Genomic DNA, 25,147 nt, shown 5'->3' on the forward strand with positions numbered 1-25,147 from the left:
GCAAAAAAGTCACTCCACTATGGCGACGATCTGCAACCATTCGCTCTCCGAAATTACGCGGATTCCGAGTTCTGCGGCCTTTTTCAGCTTCGAACCCGCGCCGGGGCCCGCAATCACCAGATCGGTCTTCGCGGACACCGATCCCGCGACTCGCGCACCCAGCGATTCGGCCTGAGCCTTGGCCTCGTCGCGACTCAGCGCCTCCAGCGTGCCGGTGAAAACCAGCGTCTTTCCCGATACTTCCGATTCGCGTGTCTCGACGATGAAGGTCGGCGGGGCGACTTCGCCCAGAAGGTCTTCCCACACCGCGCGATTGTGCGGCTCGTGGAAGAAATCGGCCAGGGCCTGGCCGACGGCGCCGCCGACATTCTCGACTCCGATATGCTCGGCGATCGCCTTGTCGAGCCGCGCACGGTGTTTCGTCTCGGTCTCACCGATCTGTGGCGGCGTTGCATCGCGCAGCGCGATGACCTCGTCGGCGAGCGCCTGGAGCGCCGGCAATGTTGCATAGCGTTTCAAAAGGTCTCGTGCCGTGATCGCCCCGATATGGCGGATGCCCAGGCCGAAGAGCAGCCGCGCCGCATCGGGTGCGCGCTTGGCTTCGATCGCGGCGAGCAGCGCGTCGACCGACTTCTCCTGCCAGCCTTCGCGGCCCAGCAGTTCGGCGCGATGGGGGGCGAGGCGGAAGATGTCCGCCGGCTCGACGATCCAGCCCAGGTCGAGCAGCTCGATCAGGGTCTTCTCGCCCAGCCCCTCGATGTCGAGCGCGCCGCGGCTGACGAAGTGCTTGAGGCGCTCGAGCCGCTGGGCCGGGCAGATCAGCCCGCCCGTGCAGCGTATGTCGACTTCGCCTTCCTCGGCCACGGCTTCCGAATGGCAGATCGGGCAATGGCTGGGGAACAGGAATGCCGGCCGGTCCTCGTCGCGGGTCAGGTTCTCGACGATCTGCGGGATCACGTCGCCGGCGCGCTGGAGCACGACCCGGTCGCCCGGGCGCACGCCCAGGCGCGCGATCTCGTCGGCATTGTGCAGCGTCGCGTTGGTGACGACGACGCCGCCGACGGTAACCGGCTCCAGCCGGGCGACCGGCGTGAGCTTGCCGGTGCGGCCGACCTGGATGTCGATGCCGCGCAATAGGGTCTGGGCGCGCTCGGCGGGGAATTTGTGCGCAAGCCCCCAGCGCGGGGCGCGGCCCACAAAGCCGAGCCGGGCCTGCCAGTCCAGCCGGTCGATCTTGTAGACCACGCCGTCGATGTCGAAGGGCAGGTCGGCGCGGACCGCCTCGATCTTCCCATATTGCGCAAGCGCGGCCTCGAGGTCGACGGGGCCGACGAACAGGTCCGAAACCGGGAAGCCCATCGCGGCGATCGCGCGGATCACTTCCGCCTGGGTCTCGCCGGGCAGCGCGCTGGTCTCGCCCCAGCCCCAGGCGAGGAAGCGCAGCGGGCGCGCCGCAGTGACGGCGGCGTCCTTCTGGCGCAGCGATCCGGCGGCGGCATTGCGCGGATTGGCGAACTGGCGCGCTTCCTTGCCGGTCTCCGCCGCCTCGGCGAGCAGCCGGGCGTTGAGGGCGGCGAAATCCGCCTTCGCCATGTACACCTCGCCGCGCACCTCGAAGACCTCGGGCGCGCCGGCGATTTCCTGGGGCACGTCGCCGATGGTCCGGGCATTGGCGGTCACGTCCTCGCCGATCTGGCCGTCGCCGCGCGTGAGCGCCTGGACCAGCCGGCCCTTCTCGTAGCGCAGCGCGCAGGAAAGGCCGTCGATCTTGGGCTCGGCGGTGAGTGCGATCGGCTCGGCATCGCCCAGCGCCAGGAAGCGGCGGACCCGGCCGAGGAAATCGGCGACGTCCGCGTCGTCGAAGCCGTTGTCCAGGCTGAACATCGGCCGCGCATGCGCCACCTTGGCGAGCCGGCCGGACGGTGCGGCGCCGACCAGCCGCGACGGCGAATCGGCGCGGACCAGATCGGGGAATGCGGTCTCGATCGCGGCGTTGCGCCGCATCAGCGCGTCATAGTCGGCGTCGCTGATCTCGGGCGCGTCCTCGGCATGGTAGAGGCGGTTGTGGTGCGCGATCTCGCCGGCGAGCTTCTCCAGCTCGAGCGCGGCTTCCTGGGGCGTCTGGGGCAGCGGGTCCATGTCGCCGGGGTTAGGCTGGGCGCCGCATCGCGATCAAGCTTGAAGACGTGCGGATGCGTAACGACATGATCGGCAATGCGCCCGATCCGGATCGCCCTTGCCATCTTGTTCTGGATCGCGGTCGCGCTGTGCCTTGCCGCGAGCGTCGCGCCCTTCTTCCTCGATCGCATCTATTATCGCGGCCCCGTCAGCGGCCATTTCGACGGGCGGCGTTTCTTCAATCCCGACGGCGACGCGCTCGACATCTCCGCCGCCCGCCGCAACAGGCTGCTGTGGCAGCAGGTCTTCGGCGACCCGACCCGACCGAAATGGCCCGGGCATGTCGCGGCGACTCCGGCCAAGCCGCCGGCGCGCGTGGACGGCGGCGAGATGCGCGTCACCTGGATCGGGCACGCCACCGTGCTGGTGCAGGCGGACGGCGTGAACATCCTCACCGATCCGGTGTGGAGCGATACCGTCGGACCGTTCGGCATCGGGCCCAGGCGAGTGGCGGCACCGGGGGTGCGCTTCGAGGACCTGCCCAGGATCGACCTCGTCCTGGTCAGCCACAATCACTACGACCATATGGACCTGCCGACGCTCAAGCGGCTTTGGGATCGCGACCGGCCGCTGATCGTGACGCCGCTGGGCAATGACGCGGTGATGGCCGGAGCCGGCGTGAAGGCGACGGCGCTCGACTGGGGCCAGGGGGTGGCGGGGCGGTTCGGCGCGGCGGTGACCGTCACGCGCAGCCACCACTGGGGCAGCCGCTGGTTCGCCGATCGCAGCCGTGCGCTGTGGTCGAGCTTCGTGGTGCGCCTGCCGCACGGCAATTTCTTCTTCGCGGGCGACACCGGGCTCGGCGACGGCAAATGGCCGGCCGAGGCGGCCGCGCTCGGCCCGATCCGCTTCGCGGCGATCCCGATCGGCGCCTTCCGCTTCGACGAGGGGCAGATGGCGAGCGGCAGCCATGTCGGCCCGCGGGACGCGATCCGGGTGTGGGACGGGCTGGGCCGGCCCGATGCGCTCGCGGTGCATTGGGGCACGTTCCGCCTCTCGCGCGAAGGCTATGCCACGCCGCCCTTCATGTTGCGCGGCATGCTGCGCTGCGCGGGCGAGGATCCGGCCCGCTTCGCCGCGCACCGGATCGGCGAGAGCTTCATGGTGCCGCCGCTGGGCGCGCCGCCGCCCGCACCCGACTATGCGGCGCTCGGCCATTGCATCCAGGCCGGCCGGTTCGACGCGCTGCGTTGACGCGCCGGATTCGGCACATCCTTGCCCTTCTGGTGCTTGAAGGGACTCGGTGCCCGGGTTTATCCTCCGGCGAATCCGGGAGGGGTCCCCCAGTGAACAACCGCGCGACGGGCGCCGTGCGACGCTATGATACGACGATCGACCGCGCCGGGCTTGCGCTCGGCGTCGGGAGCGCGTTCGCGGGCCTGATCGTGCTCGGGCTGCTGCTGCTCGGCGGCAAGCGCGATCCGATCAGCCTGGTCAGCGGCTGGCTGATCGGCAGCCTGATCGCCGGGATCGCGATCACCGCGGTGGGCGGCCCGCTCTGGCTGGTGATGCACGTCGCCGGCTTGCGGCGCGCCCGCCATGCCGCGCTGGTCGGCGCGGTCACGGCGCTCGCCATCTTCGTCGGCGCCCAGACTTATGGCTTCGGGCTGTTCGAGATGCCGCCGATGGACAATCGCGCGCTCTTGTTCCGCTGGATCAGCGCCGTGGCGTCGAGCGCGATCCTGGCGCTGTTCGCGGCGGGAATCGGCGCCCTGATGTGGCGCATCGCCTATCGCCGCGAATAGCCGCCGCGGGAACTGTTCCGCACATCCGCCGGCGCGCGGCGCATGCGTCAGGCCTTGCATTCCCCGAGGCGCTTGCCGGTGAGCCGCACGGTCATCGACGTCGCCTTGGTCTGCCCGGTCGGGGTCTGGCGCTGAGTCATCGTCAGGTCGAACGCGGTCGGGGTCTGGGTGCCGCTGAAGCTCGCCTGCGCCTTGCCCATGGGCGTTTCGCATTCCATCGCGGCATCCAGCTTGCCGCCGACGAAGCGATATTTCGAGAAACGGCAGCCGGATGCCATCGCGCCGAGCCTGGAGACGTCGAGCGGCTTGAGCTCCTCGGCCTTGCGGCAGCCGCGCTCGGTGCGGGGCGGTTTGCCCACATCTTCCTTCATCTTGGCGGCGATCGCCTCGGGCATCGCCCCCGGCTCCAGCGCGACGAGCTGCATCCCGGTTTCCCACTGGCCCGGCTGGCTGGGCGTCTTGGCATCCGCCGCGGTGGCCTGCTTGGCGACTTCCTCGACGCTGGCATTTTCCAGGCGGATATCGCCGGTCTTGCGCGCGCTCTCCTCGGTCGAGGGCCCCTGATTGCAGGCGGCGAGCGGGAGCAGGGCTCCAGCGGCGAAGATCGTCAGGCGCATGATGTTCCCCCGGGGTTGGCGTATGTGCCAGCCACACCCCATATTCCCCGCGATGGCAATCCAGATTCGCACCAGCCTGGCCGAGCCCGAGACCGGGCAGAGCTTCGTCCCGCACCGCCCGCAGCGCCCGGAGAAGTCCGAGGGCGGCAAGCCGTTCAAGCTCGTCAGCGAATACCAGCCATCGGGCGACCAGCGCTTCGCGATTCCCGAATTGGTCGAGCAGGCCCAGGCAGGCGAGCGCGACCAGGTGCTGCTGGGCGTCACCGGCTCGGGCAAGACCTATACCATGGCGAAGGTGATCGAGACGCTGCAGCGCCCGGCGCTGGTGCTCGCGCCCAACAAGATCCTGGCGGCCCAGCTCTATGGCGAGATGAAGAGCTTCTTCCCCGAGAATGCGGTCGAGTATTTCGTCAGCTATTACGACTATTACCAGCCCGAGGCCTATGTGCCGCGCTCGGATACGTACATCGAGAAGGAAAGCTCGGTGAACGAGGCGATCGACCGGATGCGCCACTCGGCCACCCGGTCGCTGCTCGAGCGCGACGACGTGATCATCGTGGCGTCGGTCTCCTGCCTCTATGGCATCGGATCGGTCGAGACCTATTCGGCGATGATCTTCGACCTGAAGAAGGGCCAGGTGGCCGACCAGCGCGAGATCATCCGCAAGCTCGTCGCACTCCAGTACAAGCGCAACGACGCGGCGTTCGCGCGCGGCAATTTCCGGGTGCGCGGCGACAGCCTGGAGATCTTCCCGTCGCACTATGAGGACAGCGCCTGGCGGATCAGCTTCTTCGGCGACGATATCGAGGAGATCACCGAGTTCGACCCGCTGACCGGGGCCAAGGTGGCAAGCCTCGACTATGTCCGCGTCTTCGCCAACTCGCACTATGTGACGCCCGGGCCGACGATGAAACAGGCGATGGAGGGCATCCGCCACGAGCTGACGGAGCGGCTCAAGGAGCTGGAGGCAGAGGGCAAGCTGCTCGAGCACCAGCGGCTGGAGCAGCGGACGAACTTCGACCTGGAGATGATCGCGGCCACCGGCAGCTGCGCGGGCATCGAGAATTACAGCCGCTTCCTCACCGGCCGCCTGCCTGGCGAGCCGCCGCCCACCCTGTTCGAATATCTGCCGGAGAACGCGCTGCTCTTCGTCGACGAGAGCCACCAGACGATCGGCCAGATCAACGGCATGTCGCGCGGCGACCATCGCCGCAAGGTGACGCTGGCCGAATATGGCTTCCGCCTGCCCAGTGCGATCGACAACCGGCCGCTGCGCTTCAACGAATGGGAAGCGATGCGCCCGCAGACCGTCTATGTCTCGGCGACGCCCGGCGGCTGGGAGATGGAGCAGGCCGGCGGCGTGTTCGTCGAGCAGGTGATCCGCCCCACCGGTCTCATCGATCCGCCGGTGGAGATCAAGCCGGTCGAGGAGCAGGTGCAGGACCTGATCCAGGAATGCAAGGCGACCACGGCCAAGGGCTATCGCACCCTGGTGACCACGCTTACCAAGCGCATGGCCGAGGACCTGACCGAGTATATGCACGAAGCCGGGGTGAAGGTCCGCTACATGCACTCGGACACCGAGACGCTGGAGCGCATCGAGCTGATCCGCGACCTGCGCATGGGCGTCTATGACGTACTGGTGGGCATCAACCTGCTGCGCGAGGGGCTCGACATCCCGGAGTGCGGGCTGGTGGCGATCCTCGATGCGGACAAGGAAGGATTCCTGCGCAGCGAGACCTCGCTGATCCAGACGATCGGCCGCGCGGCGCGCAACGTGGAAGGGCGCGTGATCCTCTATGCCGATCGCATGACCGGCAGCATGGAGCGCGCGCTCGCCGAGACCGGCCGCCGCCGCGAGAAGCAGCAGGAATATAATGCGGAGCACGGCATCACGCCGGAGACGGTGAAGAAGAATATCGGCGACATCATCGCCCATGTCGCCTCGAAGGACCAGGTGACGGTGGAGATCGACGCCGATCGCCCGCACATGGTCGGCCACAATCTGCGCGCCTATATCGAGGAGCTCGAGAAGAAGATGCGCGACGCGGCGGCGAACCTCGAATTCGAGGAGGCCGGCCGCCTGCGCGACGAGATCCGCGCGCTGGAGGCCGAGGAACTGGGCCTGCCCGAGGACCAGCGCAAGGCGCCGGTGATGGGGCGCAGCAACGAGGGCAAGCCGGGAACGCGCAAGACGCGCTACGGCAAGGTGCAGAAGAAATGGGGCGGCGGCAGCCGGCGCTAGCCTGAGAGCCTGAACGCGTATCCGATTCTCCGTCGTCATCCCCGCTTGTGCGGGAATGGCGGCGATGACGGGCGTCCGACTTGAATGCCGATATGGCCCCGGGGCCTGCGCTGGACTCCTGAGCCCGTCGCGATAATCCTGCCATGCGATCGCGGGTGGAAAGGGGAGCGGATGGCCGGATGGAGGAGGCGCGTCTCGCGCTGGTGGCTGGACGACCTGTTCGGCCCGCGGCACGAGGTCCGCTTCGCGCTTCGGATCGGCGCGCGCCTGGCGTGGCTGCGGTTCCGCCTGTGGCTGCGCCGGCCCCGGGGGATGGGGCTGCGGCGCCATTGGCCCAAGCCGGTCGCGCTTGCCCTGGTCGGCATCTTCGTGCCGCTCGGCATCGCCACCATCCTCTCGTTGCTGTTCCCGCAGGAGGCGCGCGGCGTCGTGGCGGCGTTCCACCGGCTGTTCACCGATGCGCAGGCGCCGCGGCTCGAGTGGCGGGAGGCCGCGCAGATCCTGCTGCTGCTGATCGGCGTGCCCTCCGCCTTCCTGCTCTGGCTCTTCCGCGACCTCAACGTCAACGCGACGCTCGACAACCAGCGCAAGGACGTGAACCTCAAGGAATTCCAGGAGATCCAGATGCGCGCCGCCGGCGCCATCGACGAGAAATTCCCCGCCGCCGCGCGCGAGACGCTGCAGATCGCGGCGCTGCACCAGATGCGCGCGTTCCTGCGCGGCGAATATGGCAAGAGCTTCCAGCGCCCCGCCTTCGAGCTGCTGCGGGCGCGGCTGGTCGCCAGCGCCGAGGCGACCGGCAGCAGCATCGTTGGGAACTGGCTGCAGGATTGGCGCGAGCGTTTCAGACGGCTCGAGGGGCGCGACGTGACGCGCGCCGTCATCGAAATGAAGCGCGAGATCGCTGGCGCACGGCGCAAGCTTCGCCCCTGCGCCATCGCGGCCGCGGAGCAGACCATATTGAGCGAGGAATGGGAGGCGGTGCTCCGGGGCGGCCTGCCGCTCGCCGGATCCGCCTTCGATCGCATCCAGCTGGGCCGCAAGACGGTGCTTTCCGGGGCGAGCTTCGTCGATTGCCGCTTCCGGCTGGCGCGGCTGCGCTACGTGCATCTCGAGCGCGCCGAGCTGTCCGGCGCCTATATGGAGGGAGCCTATCTGCGCGGTGCCCATCTCGAGCAGGCCGCCTTCTTCTATGCCTATCTCGAATATGCGTCCTTCGTGGGCGCCAATCTCGATCGGGCGCTGCTCCAGGGGGCCAGCGCCGCCGGCGCGCGGTTCACCAGCGCCTCGCTGCGCTTCGCGACGCTGTCCGATGCGGATCTGCGCGGCGTGTCCTTCTCGAACGCCGATCTGCGCGGCGCCGATTTCCGGGATGCCGAGCTGGCCGGCGCAAGCCTGCGGGGCGCGCGCCTGGAAGGGGCGAAGCTTGCGGATCAGGATGCGAGCCTGGTGGGCAATTGCACCGGCGCGACGTTCGATGCCGCCACCGAATTCGCATTCGACTGGTCGTCTCTCCCCGAAAGCGAATGCGAGGCGGCGCGCCAGCCCTGGATCGCCAAGGGCATGAAGCGGGTCTGAAGGGTGCTGCCGCGGTAGAACGAAGCGACAGGCCGTTTCGTCGCCGTAGCGGTTGAGCCGCCCGGGCACTTCCCGCATAAGGCCGCGCATGCGACGCCAGCTGCTCGTCTTCGCCTCCGCGCTCGCCATCGCGGGCTGTTCGGAAACGCCGCGCGTGGTGCCGCCGCCCGCGCCCCCGCCCAGGCCCGTCCCTGCGCCTGCTCCCGCGCCGGCTCCGGCGCCGTCGCCCGTGCCCCAGGGCCCGGACTGGCGCGACTGGCCGCTCACCCCCGGCGACTGGGTCTATCGCCAGGACGGGCGCGGTTCGGTCGCGTTCTTCGGCGTGGCCGGGGGCGAGGCCGAACTGATCCTGCGCTGCGACGCCGGCCGCGGCCGAGTGGTGCTTTCGCGCAAGGGCGAGGGCGTGGCGAGCGTCACCGTGCGCACCACCAGCACGCTCCGCCAAATCGCGGTCCAGCCGCTCTCCGGCGCGGCACCGCGGCTGGCCGCCGAGTTCGCCCCGGCGGATCCGCTGCTCGACGCAATGGGCTATAGTCGCGGGCGATTCCTCGTCCAGGGCAACGGCCTGCCCACGCTGGTGGTGCCCGCCTATGCCGAGGTGCTGCGCGTCGCCGAGGATTGCCGCGGATAGATCGGCCGTCCGCGCGCGTCGATGGCGCGAGGAGAGACGCGATGATCCGCAAGCGCCAGTCCGGCGAATGCCGGCGCTATTCGCGCAAGCCGGACTCCGACATGCACCGGCGCGAAGCCTTGGGATATGGGAGGGGGCGTGAGTCGCCGGGCAGGTTCCCGGCTTTGCGGCCCAGAATTCCAGAATCGCTCAGAAAAAGATTTTATACAAGACTTGTTCTGCGACTCGCAGTGATTCAAATAGTTGGCGTGCCCTTTGAGGGTGCGTGCTTCTTCAACTAGCGAAAGGAGGTGATCCGATGTCTCATGGTTCAGCAATGGGGTCGGTTCAGTTCGTTCGGGAGACGCACCGCTGAGCAGACGGACGCGATCGGAAGCCCTCCGATCGTAAGGCGCGCGGGAGGTATCCTCCTCCAATCAACGGCGTCAGTCCGAAGCAAAGCGGTCCGCATGGTCTCCCGGGCTGGAGCTTCCGGCCGCTGACCATGTCGGAGGTCGCCGGGTCGTCGGGAGACGCCCCGGCGGCCTCTTTCATTTTATGGGCGCCTCGAGCGCGCGCCTGAAGCTTCGACTTGAGCCGAACGGCTGCGCACCGGTCCACCGTCAGCTGCAACGTGCAAGCGCCGGCCTTCTGTGTTCGCATGCCGGTCCGGCAGGGGTCCGGGCGCAGTGCAAACCCATATGGTTCGTGATGATGGCCCATTTGTGCCACGCCTGCCGGGCGGGCGCGTTCAGGGCGAGGGTGCGCGATCCGGCCGGTCGTACAATTCCCATACCTGCTCTCCCGTCACCGTGTCCGCATAGGGCCTGCCGTTCGCATCGCGGCTCGGCGCATAGCGGAAGCGTTTCCTGATCAGCCGGCAGGTCGTCTCGTCGAGATCGGCGCTGCCGCTCGATCGCGTCACCTGGCAATCGGTCACCCGCCCGTTCACGCCCACCGTGAAGCGCAGACCCACCGTGCCGCTCGCGCCGGCCTCCGCCGCGGCCTTCGGATAATCGCGCCCGGTGATCCTGCCCTCGAGCAGCCGCAGCACCGTGCCGCCCCCGCCGCCCGATCCGTCGCCGTCGCCGCCCGCTCCGGAGCCGGTGCCGGACCCGCCCGCGCCGGTGCCCGGTCCGGCGACCGGCGCATTGCCCGAATGCGCGTCACTGCCCTGTGCCGGGATCGTCGCGGCGGGAAGCGGCTGGGGCAGGGGCGTCTTCACCGGTGCGGCCACTTCGCTGGCGCGGGACACCAGGTTGGGCGGCGCGGCCTTGCCGGCTTCCCGGGGCGCGTGCGGCTTCGGCTTGGGTGCGACTCGCGGTTCCGGCGGGGGAGGCGGGGGCAGCGCGAAGGCGACCAGCCGCATCGCCGGCGCGGGGACGAGGTGCAGGTTCACGCCCAGCCCGCGCATCAGCATCCAGACGAGCAGCGCCACCAGCGCCAGCGCGCCGAACGCGCTGCCGATCCGTTCGCGCGGGGTCGGGATGCCGGCGCCTGTCATGCCGCGGACAATGCGCCGGGCACCGCGAACGATCCCGATGAACGCCCTGTTGTTTTCGGTTCATGCAACCGCCGGCCATCCGGCAAGTTGTCTGCACATTGGATTCGAAGAAGGGATGGAAATCATGCGCAAGCTCATCGCGGCCACTGCCGCCCTCGCACTGGCCATGCCCGTCGCGGTCGTTCCGACGGCGCCTGCCCAGGCCCAGTCGCACTACAAGGGCAAGTCGTCCAAGTCGCGCACCTATTACAAGAAGTGCCGCCGCTCGACCGGCACGGCCGGCCTGGTCGGCGGCGCCGCGGTGGGCGTACTCGCCGGCCCTGCGATCATCGGCCACGGCCTGCTCGGCGCCGCGGTGGGCGGTGTGGGCGGTGCGCTCGGCGGCCGGGCGATCGATCGCAGCATCACCGCCAAGAAGCGCTGCCACTATGTCCGTCGATAGATGCTAGGTGGAGCGGCCGCGCGCGGTCACCGGCCAGGCGCCGGTCACCGTGCCGCCCTCCGCCAGGTGGTAGACGTCGTACAGATTCACCGTCGGGTCGCAGTGCGGCGGAACCAGCGTGACGCGTTCCGCCAGGCCCGGCAGATCCTCGCCGATCAGCGCACCCTGCTCGTCGCCCATGAAGGCGTATCGCGCGGTGCCTGACGCGGGCACAGGCACCCCGGCATCGGTGGCGAAGGACTTCAATCCCGCATCGATCGTCACCATGCCGGGCGTGTTCGCGCTGACCACGCTGGAATCCACCCAGAGCGCCTGCTCGAAGCGCGGCCCCGCCAGTTCGCAGTCGCGATATTCGCGGTCGAGGAAGATATAGCTCCCCACCTGCAGCTCGGTGAGTACGCCCAGATCGGCGTCGATCGCAAAGGTGCCGGTGCCGGCGCCGGTCACCACGGGAATAGCGAACCCCGCCGCCGCCAATGCCGCCAGCACGGTGCGCAGATAGGCGGTCCTTTCCGCGATCGCCGCTTGCCGATCCGCGAAACGGGCGATGTGCTGCTCGGACCCGCAATAATATTGCACGCCGCCCAGCGTCAGCCCGGCCTCCGCGATCGCCTGCGCCAGCGCGACGGCGGCCCGGGGCGAAGTCACGCCGGTGCGGTGCTTGCCGGGGTCGACATCGACGAAGATCGTCGCGCCGCAGCCCGCCAGCGCGCGCACCGCCTCCGGATGGTCCGCCACCGCCGAGAGCCGGATCCTCGCTGCCAGCGCCGCCAGCCGTGCGATGCCGCCGCGGGTCACCACGGGCGAGGTGAGGTGGATGTCGCCCACCCCGTCCGCCGCGAGCGCTTCCGCCTCGCCCAGCTTGGCGCAGCATATGCCGACCGCCCCGGCCGCGATCTGCCGCCGGGCGATCTCGCCGCTCTTGTGCGTCTTGGCATGGGGCCGCAGCGCGAGGCCGCGCGCCCTGGCGAAGGCCGCCATCGCGGCGATGTTGCGGTCCATCGCCGCCACGTCGAGCAGCAGCGCGGGCGTGGCCAGGTCGGTACGGGGCAGGGGGAAGGCGCTCATCGGTCAGGCGATAGCGCAAGGTGTGACTTTTGCCGAATAACGGCGCAAAGCAGCCCCATAGAGTCCAGCTAAGAGTAGAAACGATGTCCAGCTATGCCGACCGCCTCAAGGCCCTGCGCGAGCAGTTGAAGCGCGACCGTCTCGACGGTTTCGTGGTGCCGCTCACCGACGAGCACATGTCCGAATATGTCGGCGCCTATGCCCAGCGCCTTGCCTGGCTCACCGGCTTCCAGGGCTCGGCCGGCACCGCGGTCGTCCTGCCCCAGGAGGCGGCGATCTTCACCGACGGACGCTATACGCTCCAGGTCCGCCAGCAGGTCTCGGCGGCGGATTGGGAATATGTCGGCGTTCCCGCCACCAGCGTGTCGGGCTGGCTCGGGGCGCATGCGCCGGACGGCGGCCGGATCGGCTATGATCCCTGGCTGCACACCCGTATTTGGGTGGAGGAAGCGCGCAAGGCGCTGGCCGAGAAGGGTGCGGAGCTCGTCGCGGTGGATACCAACCCGATCGACGCGGTGTGGCCGGACAAGCCGGCGCCCAGCGCCGCGACGCTGGCGGTCCAGTCCGATGCGGCCGCCGGCAAGTCCTCGCCCGCCAAGCGCGCCGAGATCGCCGACTGGCTGGCCGAGCGCAAGGCGGACGCCGTCGTGCTCTCCGCGCTCGATTCGATCGCCTGGGCGTTCAATATCCGCGGTACCGATGTCAGCCACACGCCGGTGGCGCTCGCCTATGCGATCGTCAATGCGGACGGCACCGCCGACCTGTTCGTCGCGCCCGAGAAGATGAGCGACGCGGTGCGCCAGCATCTCGGCAATGCGATCCGCATCCATGATCGCACCGCCTTCGCCTCCGCGCTCAAGGGCTTTGCCGGCAAGCGCGTCGCCGCCGATCCGGGCAGCGCGGTCGCCGCCGTGTTCGATGCGCTCGATGCCGGCGGCGCGAAGATACTGGCGCTGCGCGACCCCGTGATCCTGGCCAAGGCGATCAAGAACCCGGCCGAGATCGCCGGGCAGAAGGCTGCCCAGGCCCGCGACGGCGCCGCGCTCTCGCGCTTCCTGAAATGGTTCGAGGAAACCGCGCCCCGGTGCGGCCTCACCGAGATGTCGGCCGCCGACAAGCTGCGCGAATTCCGCGAGGCGACCGGCGTGCTCAAGGACCTGAGCTTCGACACCATCTCCGCCACCGGCCCCAACGGCGCGATCCCGCACTACAAGGTGACGGACGAATCGAGCCTGCCGATCGAACTCGGCCAGCTCTATCTCGTCGATTCGGGCGGCCAATATGCGGATGGCACCACCGATGTGACGCGGGTGATGCCGGTGGGCGAGGCGAGCGACGAGATGCGGGACCGCTTCACGCGCGTCCTGAAGGGCCATATCGCCATCGCCACCGCGATCTTCCCCGACGGCACCACCGGCGCCCAGCTCGACAGCTTCGCGCGGCGCCCCTTGTGGGAAGTCGGCCTCGATTACGGCCATGGCACCGGGCATGGCGTCGGTTCGTACCTGTCGGTGCACGAGGGCCCGCAGCGCATCGCCCAGCCCTATTATCCGGGCGGCCAGAGCCTGGAGCCGCTGCGCGAGGGCATGTTCCTGTCGAACGAGCCCGGTTACTATAAGGCGCAGGAATTTGGCATCCGGATCGAGAACCTGGTGCTGGTGGTCAAGCAGTTGATTTCGGGTGCGGAACAACAGATGCTCGGCTTCGAGACGCTGACCTTCGCGCCGATTGAGCGAACGCTGATTAAACCATCTCTGCTAACCGTGCAGGAACTTGCCTGGCTCAATGCCTATCATGCTGAAGTCCTGCGGATCCTGGGTCCGCAGCTGGGCGGGGACGAGTTGGCATGGTTAGAAGCGAAGTGCGCACCTATCGGGTGATGTGGTTCCTGGCGGGTGCGGTCACGATGGCGGTATATCTGCTCGGGCCGCACGCGATCGCGCGCAACGCCTATGATGCCGCGGACCGCGTATCGCTATGGGTGGCGTCGCTCTGAGAATCGGGGCCCTGGGAATCCGGGCCCTGGGAATCGGGCGGGTCGCCGACAGTGGCCTGCGCCCGTGCCTGCGTCTTGCGTTTCCTCAGATTGACCCGCAACGCCTCGGCCAGGCGGGCCTTCTTCTCCGCTTCGCTCATCTTCCTGCGATAAACCGTCCATGGGCGGGTTGACAATCGGTCCCGCCCAAGCACATAGGCGCCTCCCGCTTGGGACCCGGCACTGCCGGACCGTTCGAGCGAGTGCTGCCGTAGCTCAGTGGTAGAGCGCATCCTTGGTAAGGCTGAGGTCGTGAGTTCAATCCTCACCGGCAGCACCACTCGCCCCTAGAAGGCGAACAGATCCCCCATCCGGGGTTCCCGCTCCAGAAACGCCGTCACCGCGCCATAGGTCGCGTCGAGATCGGCATCGTCGATGCAATAGGGCGGCATCACATACACCGTGTTGCCCAGCGGCCGGATCAGCACGCCGCGCTCCAGCGCGAAGGACCTGAGGCGCGGGCCCACCGAATCGAGATAGGCCGATTCGCCCGTGCCGATCTCGGCGGCGACGATCGTGCCCAGCCGGCGCGGATTGCGGACCAGCGGATGCCGGGCCAGCGCGTCGAGATGGTCCTGCTGGCGGTCGCCCAGGTCGGCGATGCGTTCGCGCACCGGCTCGTCGCGCCAGATCGCCAGATTGGCGTTGGCCGCCGCGCAGGCGATCGGATTGGCGGTGTAGCTCGACGAGTGGAAGAACATGCGGGCGCGATCGGTCGACAGGTGCGCCTCGAAGATCGCTGCGGTCGCCATCGTGACGGCCAGCGGGATCGCCCCGCCGGTCAGCCCCTTGGACAGGCAGAGGATGTCGGGCACCACGCCCGCCTGCTCGCAGGCGAGCAAGGTTCCGGTGCGGCCCCATCCCGTCATCACTTCGTCGGCGATGAACAGTACCTCGTGCGCCGCGCAGATCCTGCGCATCTCGGCGAGCAGGCTGGCGGGGTAGAATTTCATGCCGCCCGCGCCGAGCACCAGCGGCTCGACCAGCAGCGCGGCGGGCTTGTCGCGGCACTGCGCCTCCAGCGCGTCGAGCGTCGCCTTGCTCTGGCCGGGCTCGGGGAAGGGGATGGTCGCCACGTCGAACAGCAGGGGCTGATAGGGCCGGTTGAACACGCCGCGCGCGCCGACCGACATGCCGCCGATCGTGTCGCCATGATAGCCATGCTCCATCACGACGATGCGGTGGCGGGGCTCGCCGCGATTGTCCCAGAAGCCGAGCGCCATCTTCAGCGCCACTTCGACGCTGGTCGAGCCGCTGTCGGAGAAGAAGACGTGCCGGAGCGGGTCGGGCATGATCCGCGCCAGTTCGCGGGCGAGTGCCTCGGCCGGTTCATGGGTCCAGCCGGCGAAGATGATCTGGTCCATCCGGCTCGCCGTTTCGGCGATCGCGGCCATGATCCGCGGATGGCAATGGCCGTGCGTCGTGACCCACCAGGAGGAGATCGCATCGACGAAGCGCCGCCCGTCCCGCGTGTGCAGCGCCGCGCCTTCGGTGCGCACCACTTCGGGGATCGGCTCGCCGAGACCGTGCTGGGTGAACGGATGCCAGACGGGGGAAGTCATGCGGTGAAGTCCGTGAGGGTGAAGGCCCGCGCGAAGGCGGCGGCAAGGGCGGGGCGGTCGAGCGGGTCGAGGATCGGCAGGCGCCCAAGCCGGCGGACTCCGCCGATCGCGGCGATGGTGGCTTCGCTGTCCTCGTTCGCTTCCCCGACGAACGCCACGCCGAGGATCGGCACGCCGCGCGCGCGGAGCGCCTCGATCGAGAGCAGGCTGTGGTTGATCGTGCCCAGCGCAGTACGGGCGACCAGGACCACCGGCAATCGCCAGCGCGCGAACAGGTCGGCATAGAGTAGCTCGCGCGTCACCGGCACCAGCACGCCGCCGGCGCCCTCGATCACCAGCGGGTCGATCGCGGGCGGATTGAGCCGCGCCGGATCGATCGCCACGCCGTCGATCTCGGCGGCCAGATGCGGCGAGCAGGGAGTGTTCAGCCGATAGGCCTCGGGCAATGTCGCCGCTCCCGACAAGGCGGCGACCCGCTCGGCATCGCTGGCGCCCTCCAGCCCGCTCTGCACCGGCTTCCAATAGGCCGCGCCCAGGGCTCCGGCCAGGCCGGCCGCGAACACGGTCTTGCCGATATCGGTATCGGTGCCGGTGACCACGATCCTCATGCCAGGCCCCGCAGCGCATCGGCGAGGGCGGCGACGTCGTCCTCGCCGGCGTTGAGAGTCAGCGAGATGCGCAGCCGCGAAGTCCCTGCCGGCACGGTCGGCGGGCGGATGCCGCGCACGTCGAAGCCGAGCCGCTGCAACTCCGCCGCCATCGCCATGGTCCGCGCATCTTCCCCGATCATCAGCGGCAATATCTGCGAGCCCGTTGCCCGCACGCCCACCGGGGCCAGCAGCGCCTCCGCCTGCCGGATCAGCCCGTGCAGCCGCGCGCGCCGTGCCGGCTCGGCGATCAGCGCCAGCGCCGCGCGCACCGCCTCCGCCATCAGCGGCGAAGGCGCGGTCGAGAAGATGAAGGCCCGGCCGCGATTGACCAGGAAGTCGCGCACCACCCGCGGCCCGCACAGCAGCGCGCCTTCGCAGCCCAGCGCCTTGCCGCAGGTATGCAGCGTGATCAGGTTCTCGCGCCCCGCCAGCCCTGCCGCCAGCCCGCGCCCCTGCGGCCCGAACACGCCGGTGGCGTGCGCTTCGTCGACCAGCAGCACTGCTTCGTGCCGGTCCGCCAGCGCGGCGAGTTGGTCGAGCGGCGCCTGGTCGCCGTCCATGGAATAGAGGCTTTCCACGGCGATCCAGATGCGCCCGGTGCCGCCCGCGTGCCGCCACGCCGCGATGGCGTGCTCGAACGCGCCGACATCGTTGTGCGCGGCCTCGCGCGCTTCCGCCCGGCTCAGCCGCATGCCTTCGTGCGCGCTGGCATGGATCAGCATGTCGTGGACGATCAGGTCGCCGCGCTGCGGCAGCGTGGCGAGCAGCGCCGCATTGGCGGCATAGCCGGTCGAGAAATAGAGGGCGCTCCCGGCGCCGAAGAACCGTGCGGCTTCCACTTCCAGCGCCTCATGCGCTTCGTGGTTGCCCCGCAGCAGCCGCGATCCGCCGGACCCGATCGGGATGCCCGCATCGATCGCCGCGCGCACCGCCGCCGCCAGCGCAGGATCGCCGGCCAGGGCCAGATAGTCGTTGGAGGAGAAATCCCGTCCCGCCCGCTGGGCCAGCCGTCGCGCACGGCTGCGTTCGGCGAGGTCGGCAAGGTCACGGCGCTGCGCTTCGAAATGGGGCATCCCCGCGCCCATAGGCGCAGTGGGCGCGATCGGCCAAGCGCGGAAGCCCGCGCGCCCGGGGTCAGCCGTCCCGCGGCTCCGTCATTTCCAGCGCGTCGCGCAGCATGGACATCGGACTCACGTCGCCGCTGGCGACCAGCACCGCATATTGATTGACGAGCTGCCACTTGTTGCGTTCGACCACCAGGACCAGGTCCTGGTTGAGCGGAATCTGGCTGCCGTCGATCCGGACCGCCGCGAAGAACAGCCCGTCGATCCAGAAGAGAGCGAGGCTGTTGTTGCCGTTGAAGAACTTGCCCGGGCCGTCGCCCGCGTTGAGCGTCCGCGGCACTGCCTGCATGCCGGGCTGATATCGGTTGCTGCCCGATTGGCCCCAGCCCGGAATCGTGCCGCCCGAGGTTCCCAGGCCGTTGATGCTCAGGTTGAGATCCTGGCTGGTCAGGTTCATCACATAGACGTTGCCCGCCGCTGCGTTCGGAGCCTCTACCATCCTTCTCTCCCGCCATCCCGCGCGGCCGGAAAAATAGCACGGGCCTCTCGCGGCGTCGCCGCGGATTGCCGCCGTTTCGGCGATATCGGCCCTGTGCGGCCGGCGGCTTGCCTCGCCCGGGGCAGTGGTGTATTATTTAGATAATACACATATGGGAGATGCGGGATGCAGCGATCCTTTGTCGGCGATCATGGCAGGCCCTTCGGCACGGTGGCGGCGCTGCTCTGCCTGTTGCTCACCATCGCGCTGATCGTGCTCGGCGACGTTTCGCACGACCTGGCCGGCGCCTCGGAGCCGTTCGCGGCGATCGCCCGGGGCAGCTTCGATGCCGCGCGCGCCCATTGGGGCCTGCTGCTTGCCGGCGAGATCGTCCGCTGCGTATTCGCGGGTGCGATCCTGCTCGCGATGCTGACGCTGGCCGGGCCGATCGGGCCGCGCACGCCGGCGCGCGACGCGGCGCTGTTCGTCGGCGCCGGGGGAATATTGTGCCTGGCCGTCGCTGCGCATTTCAGCATCGAGGCGGCGGCGCTGCTCGGTGTCGGCCGGATCTCGCCGCGGGGCGATCTCGTCGCGACGCTCACGGCGCTCGGCCATGCCGGCATCGCGCTCTGGGCGGTGCTGAGCGTGCGCGAGGCGGGTGTCGCGCGCAGCCTTCCCGGCTGGGTGCTGCTCGCCGGCCTCGCCTTTGCCGGTCTCGTCCTCGCCTCCGGCTTCGCGCGCGCCCTGCTGGACGTCGCCGCGTTCGCCGGGATCGCCTGGTGGGGCGGCATCTTCCTGACCCTGCGCAAGCCGGAAGACCGCATCCCGCGCTGACTCCCATTGCAACCGGGCCGGGTTTCCCCGATCAGGCCTGCGAGCAAGGAGCAAGACCCATGAAGACCCGCGCCGCCGTCGCCTTCGAAGCGAAGAAGCCGCTCGAGATCGTCGAGCTCGACCTCGAAGGACCCAAGGCCGGCGAAGTGCTGGTCGAGATCATGGCGACGGGGATCTGCCATACCGACGCCTATACGCTCGACGGATTCGATTCCGAGGGCATCTTCCCCAGCGTGCTCGGCCATGAGGGCGCGGGCATCGTGCGCGAAGTGGGTGCGGGCGTCGCCAGCGTGAAGCCGGGCGACCATGTGATCCCGCTCTACACGCCCGAATGCCGCCAGTGTAAGTCGTGCCTGTCGGGCAAGACCAACCTGTGCACCGCGATCCGCGCCACCCAGGGCAAGGGCCTGATGCCCGACGGCACGACCCGGTTCTCGTACAAGGGCCAGCCGATCTACCATTATATGGGCTGCTCGACCTTCTCGAACTTCACTGTGCTGCCCGAGATCGCGGTGGCGAAGATCCGCGAGGACGCGCCGTTCCAGACCAGCTGCTATATCGGCTGCGGCGTCACCACCGGCGTCGGCGCGGTGGTCAACACCGCCAAGGTCCAGGTCGGCGAGAAGGTGGTGGTGTTCGGCCTGGGCGGGATCGGCCTCAACGTGATCCAGGGCGCCCGGATGGTCGGCGCGGACGTGATCGTCGGCGTCGACATCAATCCGGACCGCGAGGCATGGGGCCGCCAGTTCGGCATGACGCACTTCATCGACGGCAAGGGCAAGTCGCGCGAGACGGTGATCGCCGAGGTGCTTGCGCTCACCGACGGCGGTGCCGATTATTCCTTCGATGCCACCGGCAATACCGAGGTGATGCGCACCGCGCTCGAATGCTGCCATCGCGGCTGGGGCGAATCGATCATCATCGGCGTGGCGGAGGCGGGCAGGGAGATCGCGACGCGCCCGTTCCAGCTGGTCACCGGCCGCGTCTGGAAGGGCACGGCGTTCGGCGGCGCCAAGGGCCGGACCGATGTGCCGAAGATCGTCGACTGGTACATGAACGGCAAGATCGCGATCGATCCGATGATTACCCATGTCCTCGCGCTGGAGGAGATCAACAAGGGCTTCGACCTGATGCATGCGGGCGAGAGCATCCGCAGCGTCGTCGTCTATTGAGGAGAGCGCCATGTTCAGCCACGTCATGCTCGGCAGCAACGATCTTGCCCGCTCGCGGGCCTTCTACGACGCACTGTTCGGCGCGGTCGGCGGCAGGCCGGCGATGACCGACGACAAGGGCCGGCTGATCTACCTGCACAATGGCGGGATCTTCATGGTCTCCATGCCGCTCGACGGCGATCCTGCCTGCCATGCCAATGGTGGCACGATCGGTTTCGCGATGGACAGCCCCGAGCAGGTCGTGGCCTGGCACGATGCCGGCGTCGCGGCGGGCGGCAAGTCGATCGAGGATCCGCCCGGCCTGCGCGACCTGCCCTTCGGCAAGATGCACCTCGCCTATCTCCGCGACCCCGACGGCAACAAGCTGTGCGGGCTGTGGCGCGTGCCGGCATGAGCGAAGTCGTCAACCTGGCGGAGAAGTTCGCCGGCTTCTCGGAACATTGGGCGCCGCGCATCGTCGCGCGCTACAACGACAATGACATCCGCATCGTGAAGGTGGAGGGCGAGTTCGTCTGGCACAGCCATCCCGAGACCGACGATTTCTTCCTGGTGCTCGAAGGCGTGCTCGACATCGAGCTGCGCGACCGCATCGTGACCCTCCGCCCGGACGAGATCTTCGTGGTGCCGCGCGGCGTCGAGCACCGGCCGGTCGCGCGCCAGGGCGAAGTGAAGCTGATCGTCATCGAGCCGACCGGCACCCCCAATACCGGCGACGCGGCCACGGCGACGCAGGTGGAGGCGCTGTGATGTCGCGGTGCCCGGCCCGCCGCGCATGACCGCGCCGGCCTGGATCCTGACTCTCGATTGCGAGGACCGGCCGGGCATCGTCGCGGCAGTGAGCGGATTCCTTGCGGCGCGCGACGGCTTCATCCTCGACAGCCAGCAATATGCCGATCTCGATTCGGGCCGCTTCTTCATGCGCGTCGAGTTCAAGGCGGTGGGGGAGCCATTCGAGACCGCGGTGCTGCGCGGGGATTTCGCACCCGTGGCGGAGCGCTTCGGCTTCGACTGGGCGATGGCGGAGAGCGACAGGTTCCCGCGCATCCTGATCGCGGTGTCGCGGGGTTCGCACTGCCTCAACGACTTGCTCCACCGCTGGAAGACCGGCGGCCTGGGGGTCGAGATCGCGGGCGTGGTCTCGAACCATGACACGCTGCGCGACCTCACCGAATGGCACGGCCTGCCCTTCGTCCTGCTGCCCGAGGACAAGGCATCGCAGGAGGCGGCGCTGCTCGCCGAGTTCGCCCGCGCCGATGCGGACTATCTGATCCTCGCGCGCTACATGCAGATCCTGTCGCCCGCGCTCGCCGATCGGCTGGCGGGGCGCTGCATCAACATCCATCACAGCTTCCTGCCGGGGTTCAAGGGCGCCAGGCCCTATCATCGGGCGCATGCGCGCGGAGTGAAGCTGATCGGCGCCACCGCGCATTTCGTCACCGGCGACCTCGACGAAGGGCCGATCATCGAGCAGGCGGTCGAGCGAGTCGACCACCGCGCCTCGGTCGACGACATGATCCGCATCGGCCGCGACATCGAGGCGCAGGTGCTCGCCCGCGCGGTGCAGTGGATCGGTGCACGCCGCGTCTTCCGCAACGGCAATCGTACCATCGTCTTCCGCTGAAGGGCCGCCCATGGAACTGCTTTCCTCGAACAAGTCCCAGGGCGGCGTGCAGGGCGTCTATCGCCATGCTTCCGAAGTCACCGGCACCGACATGACCTTCTCCGCCTTCGTGCCCGAGCATGCGCCGGGCGCGAAGCTGCCGGTGCTGTGGTTCCTCTCGGGCCTCACCTGCACCCATGCCAACGTCACCGAGAAGGGCGAGTATCGGGCGGCCTGCGCGCGGCACGGCGTGATCCTGGTCGCGCCGGACACGTCGCCGCGCGGGCCGGACGTGCCCGACGACGAGGCCTATGATTTCGGCCAGGGCGCCGGCTTCTATCTCGATGCGACCGAAGCGCCCTGGGCGGCGCGGTTCCGGATGCGCAGCTATGTCGAGCAGGAGCTGCCGGCACTGGTCGGCGCGGAATTTCCCGCGGACATGGGCCGCCAGGGCATTACCGGCCATTCGATGGGGGGGCATGGCGCGCTCACCATCGGCCTGCGCCATCCGGAGCGCTTCCGCTCGGTCTCCGCCTTCTCGCCGATCGCGGCGCCGAGCCGGGTGCCCTGGGGCGAGAAGGCGCTGGGCGGGTATCTCGGCGCGGATCGGGGGGCGTGGCGCGCATATGACGCCGTCGCCCTGATCGAGGACGGCGCGCGCCTGCCCGAACTGCTGGTCGATACCGGCGCCGGCGATCCGTTCCTCGACACCCAGCTCAAGCCCGAACTGCTGGAGGCTGCCTGTAGCCGGGCGGGCATCGCGCTGACCCAGCGGCTCCAGCCGGGCTATGACCACAGCTATTATTTCGTCTCTACCTTCCTCGGCGACCATGTCGCCTGGCATGCGGAGCGGCTGAAGGCATGAAGTACGACGTCCTCATCGTCGGCGCCGGCCATGGCGGCGCCCAGGCCGCGATCGCGCTTCGCCAGAACAAGTTCGAAGGCAGCATCGCGCTGCTCGGCGACGAGCCCGAACTGCCCTATGAGCGCCCGCCGCTCTCCAAGGAATATCTCTCGGGCGAGAAGGCCTTCGAGCGGCTGCTGATCCGCAACGCGGCCTTTTGGGAGGAGCGCCGGGTGGCGCTGCTCCCCGGCCGCACCGTCACCGCGGTCGATCCTGTCGCGCATGAAGTCACCGCCGATGGCGAGCCGATCGGATATGGCCGGCTGATCTGGGCGACCGGCGGCAAGCCGCGTCGCCTGGCCTGTGACGGCCATGACCTTGCCGGCATCCACACCGTGCGCACCCGCGCCGATGTCGACCGGATGATGGCCGAACTGGACGGGGTCGCCCGGGTCGCGGTGGTCGGCGGCGGCTATATCGGGCTGGAGGCGGCGGCCGTCCTCGCCAAGCTCGGCAAGCAGGTCACCGTGATCGAGGCGCTGGACCGCGTTCTCGCCCGAGTCGCCGGCGCGCCGCTGTCGCGCTTCTTCGAGGCCGAGCATCGCGCGCACGGCGTCGAGATCCGGCTCGGCGCGCAGGTCGAGGCGATCGAGGGCGAGGTTCGGGTCACCGGCGTGCGCCTGGCGAATGGCGAAGTGATCCCCGCCGACATGGCCATTGTCGGCATCGGCATCCTGCCCGCCGTCGAGCCGCTGCTCGCGGCCGGCGCGGTCGGCGGAAACGGCGTGCTCGTCGATGCGCAGTGCCGTACCAGCCTGGCGGACGTCTTCGCGATCGGCGACTGTGCGCTGCATGTGAACCGCTATGCCGCCGATACCGCGGTCCGCCTCGAATCGGTCCAGAACGCGAACGACCAGGCCAATGTCGCGGCGAAGACGATCTGCGGCGTCGAGGCGAGCTACGACGCCGTGCCCTGGTTCTGGTCCAACCAGTATGACCTCAAGCTCCAGACCGTCGGCATCTCGGCCGGGCATGATGCCGCGGTGGTCCGCGGCGATCCCGCCGCGCGCAGTTTCTCGCTGGTCTATTATCGCCGGGGCCGGGTGATCGCCCTCGACTGCGTCAACGCGGTCAAGGACTATGTCCAGGGCCGCAGGCTGGTGGTGGAGGGGCTTGCCGTGGATCCGGCGGCGATCGTCGACGCATCCGTTCCGATCAAGGAAATCGCGAGCTAGCCGAGCCTGACATTATGTCAGGTCTTGTTGACAATCGCACGCGACTCGCTATGTAAGGTGTACCTGACAAGATGTCAGGTCATGGGGACATGCCGAACAACGGATGCGAAACCGGCTGAAAGTGCTGCGCGCCGAACGCGACTGGAGCCAGGCGGAGCTTGGCGGTCGGCTCGGCGTGTCGCGCCAGGCGGTGAACGCGATCGAGACGGGCAAGCACGATCCGTCGCTGCCGCTCGCGTTCAAGATCGCGCGCCTGTTCGCCATGCCCATCGAGGAGATATTTTTCGATGGCGAGTCGGGAGGCGGGGATGACTGAGCATGCGGGGCCCGGCGAACGTGCCGAGGTGGCGCGCCGCAATCGTTTCTGGCTGATGATGTCGGGCTTCATGCTGCTCGGCGCCGTGATCGGCGGCACGCTCGTCGCGATCGAGAAGAGCCCGTCGGGCAGCCTGCCCGCGATCTGGGCGATCACGATCACCGTGATCTTCGTCGCCGTGCTGGGCGGCGGCACCTGGTATTTCTACCGCGATATCGACGAGGTGGAGCGGCAGGACAATCTGATCGCGGGCACGATCGCGATCAATTTCTACGCGCTCGTCTATCCCGCCTGGTTCTTCCTGTGGAAGGGCGGCCTGGTTCGCGAGCCCGATCATGAAATCCTCTTCGTGGCGACCGTGATTGTCATGAGCGCCGTCTATTTCTGGAAGAAACTTCGGCCTTGAGGGCCGCGCAACTGGAGTGATCCCGCGATGTTGAAGAAGAAGTTGCTCACCGTTCTGGCGGGCTTCACTGCTCTCGCCACCCTGCCGGCCATTGCCTATGCCCAGGCCGCGCCGGCCACCGCCGCGGCGCCGGCCGCCAGGGAAGCCGATCCTGCGCTCTGGGTGGTCAAGGATGCCGATACCACCGTCTATCTCTTCGGCACCGTCCATGTCCTGAAGCCGGGACTCAGCTGGTTCGACAAGGCGGTGAAGGCCGCGTTCGACAAGAGCGACACGGTGGTGCTCGAGATGGTGATGCCCGAGCCCACGGTGATGCAGGGGGTGATCACGAAGGCCGCGACGGCGCCGCAGGCCGACCCCGCGCTCACCGCCAAGCTGCCCGAAGATGCCCGGCCGGCGCTTGCGGGCGCGCTGGCCAGCCTCGGCATGCCGGCCACCGCGCTGGATCGCTTCGAGCCATGGTATGCGGCGATGATGCTCAGCATGCTGCCGCTGGCCAAGCTGGGCTATGATCCTTCCAGCGGCGTGGAGGTGACCATCACCGCCGCCGCCAAGTCGGCCAACAAGCGGCTGGAAGGGCTCGAGACCTTCGAGCAGCAGATCGGGTTCTTCGACACGCTGCCGGAAGGCCTGCAGGTCAAGTTCCTGGCGCATACGGTGAAGGAGTTCGACAAGATCGGCCCGCAGCTCGACAAGATGGTCGAGCAATGGAGTGCGGGCGATCCCGATGCGCTCGGCGCGACGCTGAACGAGGAAATGCGCAGGACGCCCGAGCTGGCCAAGGTGCTGCTTGCCGACCGCAACGCCCGCTGGGCCGATTGGATCGACGCGCGCATGGCCAAGCCGGGCACCGTGTTCATCGCGGTCGGCGCGGGCCACCTGGCCGGCGGCGACAGCGTCCAGGCCTATCTCGCCAAGCACAATCTCAAGGCCGAGCGCATCCAATATTGATTGCCCCGATATT

General features: G+C 68.7%; 27 protein-coding genes and 1 tRNA gene. 20 read left to right on the forward strand and 8 right to left on the reverse strand.

Annotated elements, in window-relative coordinates:
* Positions 1-9: 9 nt before the first annotated feature.
* Positions 10-2,139 carry an NAD-dependent DNA ligase LigA gene (gene ligA / locus FHR20_RS19385; RefSeq protein WP_167301265.1) on the reverse strand — a complete coding sequence of 710 codons (2,130 nt, stop codon included), beginning with the start codon at positions 2,137-2,139 and terminating at the stop codon, positions 10-12.
* Positions 2,140-2,214: 75 nt separating this feature from the next.
* Between ligA and FHR20_RS19390 the strand changes: the two genes are divergently transcribed.
* Both FHR20_RS19390 and FHR20_RS19395 read left to right on the forward strand, forming a co-directional pair.
* Positions 2,215-3,372 carry an MBL fold metallo-hydrolase gene (locus FHR20_RS19390; RefSeq protein ID WP_167301266.1) on the forward strand — a complete coding sequence of 386 codons (1,158 nt, stop codon included), beginning with the start codon at positions 2,215-2,217 and terminating at the stop codon, positions 3,370-3,372.
* Positions 3,373-3,464: 92 nt separating this feature from the next.
* Positions 3,465-3,923 carry a hypothetical protein gene (locus FHR20_RS19395; RefSeq protein ID WP_167301267.1) on the forward strand — a complete coding sequence of 153 codons (459 nt, stop codon included), beginning with the start codon at positions 3,465-3,467 and terminating at the stop codon, positions 3,921-3,923.
* 47 nt (positions 3,924-3,970) lie between these two features.
* On the opposite strand, the gene FHR20_RS19400 is transcribed toward FHR20_RS19395, so the two are convergent.
* The gene (locus FHR20_RS19400) at positions 3,971-4,540 is read right to left on the reverse strand and encodes a DUF3617 domain-containing protein (protein ID WP_167301268.1); all 570 of its coding nucleotides are present in this window, start codon (positions 4,538-4,540) and stop codon (positions 3,971-3,973) included.
* 52 nt (positions 4,541-4,592) lie between these two features.
* Here FHR20_RS19400 and uvrB point away from each other — a divergent pair, with 52 nt between their 5' ends.
* The 4 genes from uvrB to FHR20_RS19420 all read left to right on the forward strand — a co-directional run bounded on the left by uvrB (position 4,593) and on the right by FHR20_RS19420 (position 9,275).
* Complete coding sequence (gene uvrB, locus FHR20_RS19405) at positions 4,593-6,785, forward strand: excinuclease ABC subunit UvrB (protein WP_167301269.1); 2,193 nt, start codon at positions 4,593-4,595, stop codon at positions 6,783-6,785.
* A 171-nt stretch (positions 6,786-6,956) separates the two neighbouring features.
* On the forward strand, positions 6,957-8,363 hold the full coding sequence (locus tag FHR20_RS19410) for a pentapeptide repeat-containing protein (RefSeq protein WP_167301270.1): 1,407 nt from the start codon (positions 6,957-6,959) through the stop codon (positions 8,361-8,363).
* 88 nt (positions 8,364-8,451) lie between these two features.
* Positions 8,452-8,994, forward strand: coding sequence for a hypothetical protein (locus tag FHR20_RS19415; protein WP_167301271.1), 543 nt, complete (start codon positions 8,452-8,454; stop codon positions 8,992-8,994).
* 41 nt (positions 8,995-9,035) lie between these two features.
* Positions 9,036-9,275, forward strand: coding sequence for a hypothetical protein (locus tag FHR20_RS19420; RefSeq protein ID WP_167301272.1), 240 nt, complete (start codon positions 9,036-9,038; stop codon positions 9,273-9,275).
* A gap of 449 nt (positions 9,276-9,724) precedes the next feature.
* Here FHR20_RS19420 and FHR20_RS19425 read toward each other — a convergent pair whose 3' ends face one another.
* The gene (locus tag FHR20_RS19425) at positions 9,725-10,477 is read right to left on the reverse strand and encodes an energy transducer TonB (RefSeq protein ID WP_167301273.1); all 753 of its coding nucleotides are present in this window, start codon (positions 10,475-10,477) and stop codon (positions 9,725-9,727) included.
* A 124-nt stretch (positions 10,478-10,601) separates the two neighbouring features.
* Here FHR20_RS19425 and FHR20_RS19430 point away from each other — a divergent pair, with 124 nt between their 5' ends.
* Positions 10,602-10,919 carry a hypothetical protein gene (locus tag FHR20_RS19430; RefSeq protein WP_167301274.1) on the forward strand — a complete coding sequence of 106 codons (318 nt, stop codon included), beginning with the start codon at positions 10,602-10,604 and terminating at the stop codon, positions 10,917-10,919.
* A 3-nt stretch (positions 10,920-10,922) separates the two neighbouring features.
* Here FHR20_RS19430 and FHR20_RS19435 read toward each other — a convergent pair whose 3' ends face one another.
* On the reverse strand, positions 10,923-11,987 hold the full coding sequence (locus FHR20_RS19435; RefSeq protein ID WP_167301275.1) for an alanine racemase: 1,065 nt from the start codon (positions 11,985-11,987) through the stop codon (positions 10,923-10,925).
* Positions 11,988-12,070: 83 nt separating this feature from the next.
* On the opposite strand from FHR20_RS19435, the gene FHR20_RS19440 reads away from it, so the two are divergent.
* The 3 genes from FHR20_RS19440 to FHR20_RS19455 all read left to right on the forward strand — a co-directional run bounded on the left by FHR20_RS19440 (position 12,071) and on the right by FHR20_RS19455 (position 14,302).
* The gene (locus tag FHR20_RS19440) at positions 12,071-13,867 is read left to right on the forward strand and encodes an aminopeptidase P family protein (protein WP_167301276.1); all 1,797 of its coding nucleotides are present in this window, start codon (positions 12,071-12,073) and stop codon (positions 13,865-13,867) included.
* Positions 13,834-13,983, forward strand: a complete 150-nt coding sequence (locus FHR20_RS19445) for a hypothetical protein (RefSeq protein WP_167301277.1) — start codon at positions 13,834-13,836, stop codon at positions 13,981-13,983. Before FHR20_RS19440 ends, FHR20_RS19445 begins: the two co-directional genes overlap by 34 nt.
* A 244-nt stretch (positions 13,984-14,227) precedes the next feature.
* Positions 14,228-14,302 (forward strand) — tRNA-Thr (locus FHR20_RS19455).
* 7 nt (positions 14,303-14,309) lie between these two features.
* Here FHR20_RS19455 and FHR20_RS19460 read toward each other — a convergent pair.
* From FHR20_RS19460 to FHR20_RS19475, 4 genes are all read right to left on the reverse strand, one after another.
* Complete coding sequence (locus tag FHR20_RS19460; protein ID WP_167301279.1) at positions 14,310-15,584, reverse strand: adenosylmethionine--8-amino-7-oxononanoate transaminase; 1,275 nt, start codon at positions 15,582-15,584, stop codon at positions 14,310-14,312.
* On the reverse strand, positions 15,581-16,192 hold the full coding sequence (gene bioD / locus FHR20_RS19465) for a dethiobiotin synthase (protein ID WP_167301280.1): 612 nt from the start codon (positions 16,190-16,192) through the stop codon (positions 15,581-15,583). Before bioD ends, FHR20_RS19460 begins: the two co-directional genes overlap by 4 nt.
* On the reverse strand, positions 16,189-17,307 hold the full coding sequence (locus FHR20_RS19470) for an 8-amino-7-oxononanoate synthase (protein WP_167301281.1): 1,119 nt from the start codon (positions 17,305-17,307) through the stop codon (positions 16,189-16,191). Before FHR20_RS19470 ends, bioD begins: the two co-directional genes overlap by 4 nt.
* Positions 17,308-17,368: 61 nt before the next feature.
* Positions 17,369-17,797: a hypothetical protein gene (locus FHR20_RS19475; protein WP_167301282.1), complete on the reverse strand. Its 429-nt coding sequence runs from the start codon at positions 17,795-17,797 to the stop codon at positions 17,369-17,371.
* 165 nt (positions 17,798-17,962) lie between these two features.
* Between FHR20_RS19475 and FHR20_RS19480 the strand changes: the two genes are divergently transcribed.
* From FHR20_RS19480 to FHR20_RS19525, 10 genes are all read left to right on the forward strand, one after another.
* Positions 17,963-18,610: a hypothetical protein gene (locus tag FHR20_RS19480; protein WP_167301283.1), complete on the forward strand. Its 648-nt coding sequence runs from the start codon at positions 17,963-17,965 to the stop codon at positions 18,608-18,610.
* 59 nt (positions 18,611-18,669) lie between these two features.
* A complete protein-coding gene (locus FHR20_RS19485) occupies positions 18,670-19,782 on the forward strand; it encodes an S-(hydroxymethyl)glutathione dehydrogenase/class III alcohol dehydrogenase (protein WP_167301284.1) in 1,113 nt (370 codons plus the stop codon).
* A 10-nt stretch (positions 19,783-19,792) separates the two neighbouring features.
* A complete protein-coding gene (locus FHR20_RS19490; protein ID WP_167301285.1) occupies positions 19,793-20,176 on the forward strand; it encodes a VOC family protein in 384 nt (127 codons plus the stop codon).
* Positions 20,173-20,529: a cupin domain-containing protein gene (locus tag FHR20_RS19495; protein ID WP_167301286.1), complete on the forward strand. Its 357-nt coding sequence runs from the start codon at positions 20,173-20,175 to the stop codon at positions 20,527-20,529. Before FHR20_RS19490 ends, FHR20_RS19495 begins: the two co-directional genes overlap by 4 nt.
* 25 nt (positions 20,530-20,554) lie before the next feature.
* Complete coding sequence (purU, locus tag FHR20_RS19500; RefSeq protein ID WP_167301287.1) at positions 20,555-21,403, forward strand: formyltetrahydrofolate deformylase; 849 nt, start codon at positions 20,555-20,557, stop codon at positions 21,401-21,403.
* A gap of 10 nt (positions 21,404-21,413) precedes the next feature.
* Positions 21,414-22,247 carry an S-formylglutathione hydrolase gene (gene fghA / locus FHR20_RS19505; RefSeq protein ID WP_167301288.1) on the forward strand — a complete coding sequence of 278 codons (834 nt, stop codon included), beginning with the start codon at positions 21,414-21,416 and terminating at the stop codon, positions 22,245-22,247.
* Positions 22,244-23,461, forward strand: a complete 1,218-nt coding sequence (locus tag FHR20_RS19510) for an NAD(P)/FAD-dependent oxidoreductase (RefSeq protein WP_167301289.1) — start codon at positions 22,244-22,246, stop codon at positions 23,459-23,461. Before fghA ends, FHR20_RS19510 begins: the two co-directional genes overlap by 4 nt.
* A 103-nt stretch (positions 23,462-23,564) precedes the next feature.
* The gene (locus tag FHR20_RS19515; protein WP_167301290.1) at positions 23,565-23,777 is read left to right on the forward strand and encodes a helix-turn-helix transcriptional regulator; all 213 of its coding nucleotides are present in this window, start codon (positions 23,565-23,567) and stop codon (positions 23,775-23,777) included.
* Positions 23,770-24,183, forward strand: coding sequence for a hypothetical protein (locus tag FHR20_RS19520; protein ID WP_167301291.1), 414 nt, complete (start codon positions 23,770-23,772; stop codon positions 24,181-24,183). The genes FHR20_RS19515 and FHR20_RS19520 overlap by 8 nt, the downstream gene beginning before the upstream one ends.
* Before the next feature lie 27 nt (positions 24,184-24,210).
* Positions 24,211-25,134 (forward strand): TraB/GumN family protein, encoded by a 924-nt coding sequence (locus tag FHR20_RS19525; protein ID WP_167301292.1) that lies wholly within the window; start codon positions 24,211-24,213, stop codon positions 25,132-25,134.
* The last annotated feature ends 13 nt before the right edge of the window (positions 25,135-25,147 follow it).

The organism is Sphingomonas leidyi (genome assembly GCF_011761945.1).
Classification (GTDB): domain Bacteria; phylum Pseudomonadota; class Alphaproteobacteria; order Sphingomonadales; family Sphingomonadaceae; genus Sphingomonas; species Sphingomonas leidyi.

Bases quoted from the DNA above. Each gene is read 5' to 3' on its own strand.
- ligA (WP_167301265.1), bottom strand. From the start codon at position 2,139: ATGGACCCGCTGCCCCAGACGCCCCAGGAAGCCGCGCTCGAGCTGGAG.
- FHR20_RS19390 (WP_167301266.1), top strand. From the start codon at position 2,215: ATGCGCCCGATCCGGATCGCCCTTGCCATCTTGTTCTGGATCGCGGTC.
- FHR20_RS19400 (WP_167301268.1), bottom strand. From the start codon at position 4,540: ATGCGCCTGACGATCTTCGCCGCTGGAGCCCTGCTCCCGCTCGCCGCC.
- uvrB (WP_167301269.1), top strand. From the start codon at position 4,593: ATGGCAATCCAGATTCGCACCAGCCTGGCCGAGCCCGAGACCGGGCAG.
- FHR20_RS19410 (WP_167301270.1), top strand. From the start codon at position 6,957: ATGGCCGGATGGAGGAGGCGCGTCTCGCGCTGGTGGCTGGACGACCTG.
- FHR20_RS19415 (WP_167301271.1), top strand. From the start codon at position 8,452: ATGCGACGCCAGCTGCTCGTCTTCGCCTCCGCGCTCGCCATCGCGGGC.
- FHR20_RS19420 (WP_167301272.1), top strand. From the start codon at position 9,036: ATGATCCGCAAGCGCCAGTCCGGCGAATGCCGGCGCTATTCGCGCAAG.
- FHR20_RS19425 (WP_167301273.1), bottom strand. From the start codon at position 10,477: ATGACAGGCGCCGGCATCCCGACCCCGCGCGAACGGATCGGCAGCGCG.
- FHR20_RS19430 (WP_167301274.1), top strand. From the start codon at position 10,602: ATGCGCAAGCTCATCGCGGCCACTGCCGCCCTCGCACTGGCCATGCCC.
- FHR20_RS19435 (WP_167301275.1), bottom strand. From the start codon at position 11,987: ATGAGCGCCTTCCCCCTGCCCCGTACCGACCTGGCCACGCCCGCGCTG.
- FHR20_RS19440 (WP_167301276.1), top strand. From the start codon at position 12,071: ATGTCCAGCTATGCCGACCGCCTCAAGGCCCTGCGCGAGCAGTTGAAG.
- FHR20_RS19445 (WP_167301277.1), top strand. From the start codon at position 13,834: ATGGTTAGAAGCGAAGTGCGCACCTATCGGGTGATGTGGTTCCTGGCG.
- FHR20_RS19460 (WP_167301279.1), bottom strand. From the start codon at position 15,584: ATGACTTCCCCCGTCTGGCATCCGTTCACCCAGCACGGTCTCGGCGAG.
- bioD (WP_167301280.1), bottom strand. From the start codon at position 16,192: ATGAGGATCGTGGTCACCGGCACCGATACCGATATCGGCAAGACCGTG.
- FHR20_RS19470 (WP_167301281.1), bottom strand. From the start codon at position 17,307: ATGCCCCATTTCGAAGCGCAGCGCCGTGACCTTGCCGACCTCGCCGAA.
- FHR20_RS19475 (WP_167301282.1), bottom strand. From the start codon at position 17,797: ATGGTAGAGGCTCCGAACGCAGCGGCGGGCAACGTCTATGTGATGAAC.
- FHR20_RS19480 (WP_167301283.1), top strand. From the start codon at position 17,963: ATGCAGCGATCCTTTGTCGGCGATCATGGCAGGCCCTTCGGCACGGTG.
- FHR20_RS19485 (WP_167301284.1), top strand. From the start codon at position 18,670: ATGAAGACCCGCGCCGCCGTCGCCTTCGAAGCGAAGAAGCCGCTCGAG.
- FHR20_RS19490 (WP_167301285.1), top strand. From the start codon at position 19,793: ATGTTCAGCCACGTCATGCTCGGCAGCAACGATCTTGCCCGCTCGCGG.
- FHR20_RS19495 (WP_167301286.1), top strand. From the start codon at position 20,173: ATGAGCGAAGTCGTCAACCTGGCGGAGAAGTTCGCCGGCTTCTCGGAA.
- purU (WP_167301287.1), top strand. From the start codon at position 20,555: ATGACCGCGCCGGCCTGGATCCTGACTCTCGATTGCGAGGACCGGCCG.
- fghA (WP_167301288.1), top strand. From the start codon at position 21,414: ATGGAACTGCTTTCCTCGAACAAGTCCCAGGGCGGCGTGCAGGGCGTC.
- FHR20_RS19510 (WP_167301289.1), top strand. From the start codon at position 22,244: ATGAAGTACGACGTCCTCATCGTCGGCGCCGGCCATGGCGGCGCCCAG.
- FHR20_RS19515 (WP_167301290.1), top strand. From the start codon at position 23,565: ATGCGAAACCGGCTGAAAGTGCTGCGCGCCGAACGCGACTGGAGCCAG.
- FHR20_RS19520 (WP_167301291.1), top strand. From the start codon at position 23,770: ATGACTGAGCATGCGGGGCCCGGCGAACGTGCCGAGGTGGCGCGCCGC.
- FHR20_RS19525 (WP_167301292.1), top strand. From the start codon at position 24,211: ATGTTGAAGAAGAAGTTGCTCACCGTTCTGGCGGGCTTCACTGCTCTC.